The sequence below is a fragment of the Schumannella sp. 10F1B-5-1 genome (assembly GCF_006517535.1).
In the GTDB taxonomy this organism is placed as follows: domain Bacteria; phylum Actinomycetota; class Actinomycetes; order Actinomycetales; family Microbacteriaceae; genus Schumannella.
In genome coordinates this window covers 115,604-123,439 of sequence record NZ_VHQH01000033.1, presented here as the reverse complement: position 1 = coordinate 123,439, position 7,836 = coordinate 115,604, and the positions used below count along the sequence as shown (strand labels likewise).

Below are 7,836 nucleotides of genomic sequence, written 5' to 3'. Positions count from 1 at the left end.
AACCCTTCACAACCCCGCCGCAACCGCGGCATGATCACACCGAAACACTCCACGGAACCCGGGACAGGTCGCTCTGGTCTCGGTGGTCGATCGGATGGTCGGAGTCCATTTCGACCGCTCCACTGCATAACGCAGCGCGAAGCTCGGTCAGTTGCCGATCGATGGTCCGTTCACTTCGATGACCAACTGACGGATTCCATCCGGCCCACCGAAGGCGGAGTAGTTGGACCAGGACAACTCGTACAGTCCGGCAACAGACAGCGGATGGTCGTGCTTCTTGCTGGACGGAGGCGAAGACCACCGCAGTTCGCGATGGAGCTTCTGGCCCTCCGCGATGCGGAACGCCGCGTCGCGGGCCGTCGTCGCGCGCTGCCGCCAGTAGCCGGAATCGTTGGTGAGCGCGATCGCTGCCCCGTTCGAGCCTGGTCGGCTACGGAGGAACGACTCAATCCTGGTCACGTCGCGAACGCCCCCGTACCGCCCGTAGTCGAGCGCGCCCTGGTTGGTGAGGGTGAAGCTCTGACCGCTGGGATCTGTACCGTCCCAATGCCGCGTCAGGTACTTCAGCTCCAGCGCCGAGTAGGCGCCGTCATGCTCGAACGCCAGGTCAAGGTGAACGTTCGCGGACGGTCGCGGTTCCAGATAGACGCGCACATCCGGAACGCGCGTGCGCACCTCCCACGCGAGCTCGAACTGGAAGTCGCGCTCGCTGTGGAACACAGGGCGTCGCGCTGCCAACGATGACAGAACAGCGAGGAGGTCGGCGTCTTCGGATCCGGCGATGAGCACGACCTCACGCTACGGCTACCTGTCGCTGCTCGACGTAGTTCCGGCGATCTTGCGGACGGGTGCGTTCCGACGAACAGACGAAAGCCCCGCCTCAGCCGAACTGGGTGCGGGGCTATCGTCGTAGGCCTGGGATGAGCGCTCGTTCCGCTCGTTCCAGCTTGTGTTGCTGAAAGACCTGGTTTGGATCTGGTTTCTTCTTCAGCGCCCCCAGCGCAGGGCCGCGGTCTGCACCGGCGCGTCCCAGAGTTCAGTCAACTCGTCGTCGAGCTTGAGCACGGTGATCGAGAAGCCCTGCATCTCGAGCGACGTGACGTAGTTGCCGACCAGCGTGCGCGTGACCTCGATGCCGTTCTCTGCCAGCACCTGCGCGGCGCGGCGGAAGGCGATGTAGAGCTCGACGAGCGGGGTGCCGCCCATGCCGTTGACGAAGAGGAGCACCTTGTCGCCCGAGGCGAAGGGCAGATCCTCGATGATCGGGTGCAGGATGCGGTCGACGATCTGATCGGCCGGCTCCAGTCCCACGCGCTCGCGGCCGGGCTCACCGTGGATGCCGATGCCGATCTCGATCTCGTCGTCGCCGATCGAGAAGCTGGGCTCGCCGGCGTGCGGCACGGTCGGCGCGGTCAGCGCGACGCCCATCGAGCGCACCTGGGCGTTGACCTTCTCGGCGATCGCGGTGACCGCATCCAGGTCGTCGCCGCGCTGCGCGGCCGCGCCGGCGATCTTCTCGACCAGCACCGTGCCCGCGACGCCGCGGCGACCGGCGGTGTAGAGGGAGTCCTTGACGGCCACGTCGTCGTCGATCACGACCGCGCGCACCTCGATGCCCTCCGCCGCGGCGAGGTCGGCGGCGGTCTCGAAGTTGAGCACGTCGCCCGTGTAGTTCTTCACGATGTGCAGCACGCCGGCGCCGCCGTCGACGGCCTTGGTGGCCTCGACGATCGGGTCGGGGGTCGGCGAGGTGAAGACGGGTCCGGGAACGGCGGCGTCGAGCATCCCGTAGCCGACGAAGCCGCCGTGCAGGGGCTCGTGGCCGCTGCCGCCGCCCGAGACGAGGCCGACCTTGCCCTGCACGGGCGCGTCGGCGCGGTGGATGTGGGCGGGCTCGGCCACGACGGTCAGCAGACCGGGATGCGCGAGCGCGACGCCCTCGAGGGCCTCGGCGACGACGTTCTTCGGGTCGTTGATGAGCTTCTTCATGAACTCGGGTCCTCTCGCGACCGATGCCGACGCTGGCCGGGATCGGGGGTGATCCCTCTCGGTCCGAGGCCGAATCTACGCGCGGCCGACACGCGCGGGGAAGAACCCGACCACGACTCTGGGAATCCGTTCACCGGGGCGTCACGCGGTGCGCCCGCGGGGGTCGTCGTGACTCGTCCGCGCGACGCGGCTCGGCCCGTCAGCCTGCCTCAGGCGGTGGTCGCCGCGACCCAGGCGTCGAGCTTCGCGGTCGCCGACCCGTCGTCGATCACGGCCGCCGCATCCGCGATGCGCGCCCGGAACCGCGCCCGGATGTCCTGCTCGGCCCGGGTGTGATCCTGCGCGAGGTCCCAGGCGACGAGCCCCGCGGCGGCGTTGAGCAGCACGATGTCGCGCACCGGCCCCTCCTCGCCCGCGAGCGTCGCGCGCACGACCGCGGCGTTGTGAGCCGGCTCGCCACCGCGGAGCTGGTCGATGGATGCGCGGCGGATGCCGAGGTCGGCCGGGTCGAGATCGTGCTCGGTCACCGAGCCGCGGCTGACCTCCCAGAGGTGGCTGTGCCCGGTCGTGGTGAGCTCGTCGAGCCCGTCGTCGCCGCGGAAGACCAGCGCCGTCGCGCCGCGGGTCTGGAACACGCCCACGAACAGCGGGATCTTCTCCGGATTCGCCACGCCGACGGCCGAGGCCTCGGGGCGTGCCGGATTCACGAGCGGGCCGAGGAAGTTGAACACCGTCGGCACGCCGAGCTCGGCGCGCACCGGACCCGCGTGTCGGAAGCCCGGGTGGAACAGCGACGCGAACGCGAAGGTGATGCCGGTGCCGTCGAGCACCTCGGCGACCTTCTCCGGCGGGATGCTCAGGTCGATGCCGAGCGCCGTGAGCACATCCGACGACCCCGATGCCGACGAGGCCGCCTTGTTGCCGTGCTTGATCACGCGGGCGCCGGCGGCCGCGCAGACGATCGACGACATAGTCGACACGTTCACCGTGCCGAAGCGGTCGCCGCCGGTGCCGACGATGTCGAGCGCCATCGAGTCGACCGAGAGCGGCAGGGCGCTGTCGAGGATCGCGTCGCGGAACCCGACCACCTCATCCACCGTCTCGCCCTTGGCGCGCAGCGCGATCAGGAAGGCCGCCAGCTGCGCCGGGGTCGCCCTCCCAGCGACGATCTCGCCCATGGCCCAGGCCGACTCGGAGATGGTGAGGTGCTCCCCCTCGAGCAGTCGCGTCAGCAGTTCCGGCCAGCTCGGGGTCATCGCCATGCCTGAATCGTAGCGATCGGGGCGACACCCGCCTCCCGGTGCGTTCTGGGCACTCTCACATGGGGCCATAATGGATGCGTGACTGCAGCGACTTCACTCCCCAGGACCCCGGTGGTCGTCAACCGGCCGAACGTCACGTCGGTCGGAGTCATCGTGTGGCTGGGCAGCGAGGTCATGTTCTTCGCGGGCCTCTTCGCGATCTACTTCACGCTGCGGTCGGTCTCGCCCGAGCTGTGGGCCGAGCAGTCGTCGAAGCTCGACTTCCCCTACTCGCTGACCAACACGATCATCCTCGTGCTGTCGTCGTTCGCCTGCCAGTTCGGCGTGTTCGCCGCCGAGCGCCTGCAGCCGCGCCGCACCGACTGGAAGCCGTGGAACTGGGGCCTCGTCGAGTGGTTCTACGTGACCTTCGCCATGGGCGCGGTCTTCGTCGTCGGCCAGATCTACGAGTACGCGAACCTCGTCACCGAGGGCGTCGGATTCCAGTCGGACTCCTACGGCTCGGCCTTCTACCTCACCACCGGGTTCCACGGTCTGCACGTGACCGGCGGACTCCTGGCCTTCCTGTTCGTGATCGGCCGCACCTTCGCGGTGCGCCGCTTCACCCACAAGGAGGCGACCACCGCGATCACCGTGTCGTACTACTGGCACTTCGTCGACGTGGTGTGGATCGGCCTCTTCCTCGTCATCTACGTCCTGAGATAGCCGACCCGTCCTCGACGTCGACCCACGAAACAGATCGGACACCTCGCAGCGCATGGCGAAGTCAGCCTCCAGCCCCCGTCCCAGCCGACCGGCCCGCACCGGCCGTCCGGCCCGCAGCACCCGCACGGGCCGCCGCTCGCCGCTGGCGTCGGTCGCCCTGCTCGTCGTCGGCCTGCTCGCCACGGGCGGCGCCTACGCGATGTTCACCACGGCCGCCAGCGCCGAGGAGGGCGGGAACGCCTCGATCGCGACCGCGGACAAGGAGAACGGCGAGAAGCTGTTCCAGGCCAACTGCGCCACCTGCCACGGCTCCAACGGCGAGGGCACCAACCAGGCCCCGACCCTGCTGGGCGTCGGCGCCGCGTCGGTCGACTTCCAGGTCGGCACCGGCCGCATGCCGATGGCCGTGCAGGGACCGCAGGCTGAGCGCAAGCCCCCGCAGTTCACGGATGAGCAGACCAAGGACCTCGCGGCCTACATCGCCTCGCTGGCTCCCGGCCCCGACATCCCCGCCGACGAATACCTCACCGGCAAGGGCGACGTCACCGAGGGCGCCGAGCTCTTCCGCATCAACTGCGCCATGTGCCACAACGTCGCCGGCGCCGGCGGCGCGCTCACCGAGGGCAAGTTCGCGCCGAGCCTCAAGGGCGTCAGCGCCGCCCACATCTACGAGGCCATGATCACCGGCCCGCAGAACATGCCGGTGTTCAACGACCAGAACATCAGCCCCGAGGACAAGGCGAACATCATCGCCTACCTCACCTACCTCGACGAGCACGCCTCCCCCGGCGGACTGGACCTCGGCGACCTCGGACCGGTGTCGGAGGGCCTCTTCGTGTGGATCTTCGCCCTGGGCTCGATCGTCGCGATCACCGTCTGGCTGACGGCCAAGTCCAACTAGTCCACCTCGGCACGAGAAACACAGCGAGAGGAACCTCATGGCAGACCATGGCAGCGCCGATTCCGGCACCGCCGTCGAGATCATCGCGACGGACCCCGGTCCGCGCAGTGCTGCCGTCGTGCCGACCGACCGTCCGCAGAACCCCGGCTTCCCGCCGGAGCGGAAGCGCGTCGCCGACCTCGACCCCGCCAAGGAGAAGCAGCAGGAGCGCCGCGTCGTCGCGTGGTTCGTGCTGGGCATCGTGGGCGCCGTCGGCGCCGTCGCGGCCTACGTCGCCTTCCCCCTGGACACGCACGGCGCCGTCGACCCGTCGACGACCCGCATCACGACGCTCCTGATCGGACTGGGCATCGCGCTCGGCCTGTTCGGCATCGGCTTCGGCGCGGTGCACTGGGCCAAGTCGCTCATGCACGGCCACGACCTGGTCGAGATGCGCCACCCCACGCGCGGCACCCCGGAGACCCGCGAGAAGGCCGTCGCGGTCTTCACCGCCGGCAACGAGGAGTCGGGCTTCTCCCGCCGCAAGGCGATCGTGGGCACCCTCATCGGCGCCCTCGCCGCCTTCCCGCTTCCCGGCATCGTGCTGTTCCGCGGCCTCGCGCCGAAGGAGGACGCCAACGACGTCCTGCGCCACACGATGTGGAAGAAGGACACGCGCCTCACCCGCGACCCCTCCGGCACGCCCATCAAGGCGTCGGAGGTCACGCTCGGCTCCGCGTTCCACGTCATCCCCGAGGGCCTCAACGACAGCGAGCACAAGCTCGAGGAGAAGGCCAAGGCGGCCGTGCTCCTCATGCGCCTCAAGCCCGAGGACCTGCACCCGTCGAAGGGCCGCGAGAACTGGGCCTACGACGGCATCGTCGCCTACTCCAAGATCTGCACGCACGTCGGCTGCCCCGTGGCGCTGTACGAGCAGCAGACCCACCACCTGCTGTGCCCGTGCCACCAGTCGCAGTTCGACATCACCCGCGAAGCCGAGGTGATCTTCGGACCGGCCAAGCGCCCGCTGCCGCAGCTTCCCATCTACGTCGACGACGAGGGCTACCTCCGCGCGCGGAGCGACTTCCACGAGCCCGTCGGACCCAGCTTCTGGGAGCGTGAGCACTGATGACCACCACCGCCCCTGCCCCGGCGACCCGCCCCGCGGACGCCGAGCAGCAGCCGAGCCGCGGAACCCGCTTCACCAGCTGGGCCGCCAACTACGTCGACGAGCGCACGAGCATGTCGGGCCTCGTCAAGGAGCTCGGCCGCAAGATCTTCCCCGACCACTGGTCGTTCATGCTCGGCGAGGTCGCGCTCTACAGTTTCGTCGTCATCCTGCTCTCGGGCTCGTTCCTGACGTTCTTCTTCCAGGCCTCGATGGCCGAGGTCGAGTACGACGGCTCCTACGTGCCGCTCAAGGGCCTCGAGATGTCGGCGGCCATGCAGTCGGCGCTGAACATCAGCTTCGACATCCGCGGCGGGCTCCTCATTCGTCAGATCCACCACTGGGCGGCGCTGCTGTTCGTGGCCGCGATCGGCCTGCACATGCTGCGCGTGTTCTTCACGGGCGCCTTCCGCAAGCCGCGCGAGGTCAACTGGGTCGTCGGCTTCCTGCTCTTCGTGCTGGCGATGGCCGAGGGCTTCACCGGCTACTCGCTCCCCGACGACCTGCTCTCGGGCAACGGCCTCCGCATCATCGACGGCATGGTGAAGGGCGTCCCGTTCTTCGGCACCTGGATCTCGTATCTGCTGTTCGGCGGCGAGTTCCCGGGCACGCAGATCGTCGGCCGTCTCTACACGCTGCACATCCTGCTGCTGCCGGCGATCCTGGTCGCCCTGCTCGGCGTGCACATGCTGCTGCTGATCGTCAACAAGCACACCCAGTTCGCCGGCCCCGGCCGCACGAACGACAACGTGGTCGGCTCGCCGATCATGCCGGTGTTCGCGGCGAAGGCCGGCGGCTTCTTCTTCATCGTCTTCGGCGTGATCGCCCTGGTCGCCGCGACCGTCACGATCAACCCGATCTGGAACTACGGCCCCTACGACCCCTCCCCGGTGTCGGCGGGAACGCAGCCGGACTGGTACATCGGCTTCGCCGACGGCGCCCTGCGCCTCGTTCCGCCGGGCTGGGAGTTCATGATCGGGCCGTACACGGTCTCGATGAACATCCTCGTGCCGATCCTGGTGCTGCTGGTGTTCCTGGCCCTCGTCGCGGTCTACCCGTTCTTCGAGGCGTGGATCACGAACGACAAGCGCGAGCACCACATCGCCGACCGTCCGCGCAACGCCCCGGCCCGCACCGCGATCGGCGCCGCCGGCGTCACGTTCTACGCGGGACTGTGGTCGGCGGCGAGCTCCGACCTCATCGCGACGCACTTCAAGCTGTCGATCGAGAGCGTGACCCACGTGATCCAGGCGCTCACGATCCTCGGACCGATCGTCGCCTTCTTCGTCACGAAGCGCATCTGCCTCGCGCTGCAGAAGAAGGACCGCGAGATCGCCCTGCACGGCTTCGAGTCGGGACGCATCGTCCGCCTCCCCGGCGGCGAGTACATCGAGGTGCACGAGCAGCTCTCGGAGTACGAGCGCTGGCGCCTGGTGAGCTACGAGGAGTACCGCCCCGTCATGGTGCGACCGGATGCGCGTGGCCGCATCTCGCAGGGCGCCAAGATGCGCTCGGCGATCTCGGGCTGGTTCTTCGAGGACCGCATCGCGCCGGTCACCAACAAGGAGCTCGAGGAGGGCTCGCACGGCCACCACTGAGCCGTGTGACCTCCCCGAAGGGCCCCGTCGTCATCATGACGACGGGGCCCTTCTCCGTCTCGCCTCGCCTGGTCGGATGCATCCGCCACTCGAGGCCTTCGCCCACGGACTGCTCCCACGGCCTGACGGCGCGCAGATCTCCTAGGAGACGAGTGAGACCCCGCCGGGGCGCCGGTGCTCTACCTGCACGGCCGCCCGGGCGGCACGCTCGGGCCGGGCCCCCGGCTCGAGATC

Annotated in this window: 7 protein-coding genes; 4 read left to right on the top strand and 3 right to left on the bottom strand. The window is 68.9% G+C overall.

The features are described 5' to 3' along the window. Nucleotides 1-147: 147 nt before the first annotated feature. The 3 genes from FJ658_RS04240 to trpD all read right to left on the bottom strand — a co-directional run bounded on the left by FJ658_RS04240 (nucleotide 148) and on the right by trpD (nucleotide 3,251). Nucleotides 148-789 carry a hypothetical protein gene (locus FJ658_RS04240; RefSeq protein WP_141144125.1) on the bottom strand — a complete coding sequence of 214 codons (642 nt, stop codon included), beginning with the start codon at nucleotides 787-789 and terminating at the stop codon, nucleotides 148-150. Nucleotides 790-987: 198 nt separating this feature from the next. After that, nucleotides 988-1,989, bottom strand: coding sequence for a dihydroxyacetone kinase subunit DhaK (gene dhaK, locus FJ658_RS04235; protein ID WP_141144124.1), 1,002 nt, complete (start codon nucleotides 1,987-1,989; stop codon nucleotides 988-990). Nucleotides 1,990-2,198: 209 nt separating this feature from the next. Further along, entirely contained in the window at nucleotides 2,199-3,251 is a 1,053-nt protein-coding gene (trpD, locus tag FJ658_RS04230; protein ID WP_141144123.1) for an anthranilate phosphoribosyltransferase, read from the bottom strand. A gap of 78 nt (nucleotides 3,252-3,329) precedes the next feature. Here trpD and FJ658_RS04225 point away from each other — a divergent pair, with 78 nt between their 5' ends. The 4 genes from FJ658_RS04225 to FJ658_RS04210 are packed head-to-tail and all read left to right on the top strand — an operon-like array spanning nucleotide 3,330 to nucleotide 7,602. Further along, nucleotides 3,330-3,956 carry a heme-copper oxidase subunit III gene (locus tag FJ658_RS04225; RefSeq protein WP_141144122.1) on the top strand — a complete coding sequence of 209 codons (627 nt, stop codon included), beginning with the start codon at nucleotides 3,330-3,332 and terminating at the stop codon, nucleotides 3,954-3,956. Between the two features lie 52 nt (nucleotides 3,957-4,008). Then, on the top strand, nucleotides 4,009-4,857 hold the full coding sequence (locus tag FJ658_RS04220; RefSeq protein ID WP_141144121.1) for a c-type cytochrome: 849 nt from the start codon (nucleotides 4,009-4,011) through the stop codon (nucleotides 4,855-4,857). Nucleotides 4,858-4,894: 37 nt separating this feature from the next. Beyond that, nucleotides 4,895-5,965, top strand: a complete 1,071-nt coding sequence (locus FJ658_RS04215) for a ubiquinol-cytochrome c reductase iron-sulfur subunit (protein ID WP_141144120.1) — start codon at nucleotides 4,895-4,897, stop codon at nucleotides 5,963-5,965. After that, nucleotides 5,965-7,602, top strand: a complete 1,638-nt coding sequence (locus FJ658_RS04210) for a ubiquinol-cytochrome c reductase cytochrome b subunit (RefSeq protein WP_141144119.1) — start codon at nucleotides 5,965-5,967, stop codon at nucleotides 7,600-7,602. The genes FJ658_RS04215 and FJ658_RS04210 overlap by 1 nt, the downstream gene beginning before the upstream one ends. The last annotated feature ends 234 nt before the right edge of the window (nucleotides 7,603-7,836 follow it).

Coding starts and splice junctions, on each gene's coding strand:
- dhaK (WP_141144124.1), bottom strand. CDS start 1,989: ATGAAGAAGCTCATCAACGACCCGAAGAACGTCGTCGCCGAGGCCCTC.
- trpD (WP_141144123.1), bottom strand. CDS start 3,251: ATGGCGATGACCCCGAGCTGGCCGGAACTGCTGACGCGACTGCTCGAG.
- FJ658_RS04220 (WP_141144121.1), top strand. CDS start 4,009: ATGGCGAAGTCAGCCTCCAGCCCCCGTCCCAGCCGACCGGCCCGCACC.
- FJ658_RS04215 (WP_141144120.1), top strand. CDS start 4,895: ATGGCAGACCATGGCAGCGCCGATTCCGGCACCGCCGTCGAGATCATC.
- FJ658_RS04210 (WP_141144119.1), top strand. CDS start 5,965: ATGACCACCACCGCCCCTGCCCCGGCGACCCGCCCCGCGGACGCCGAG.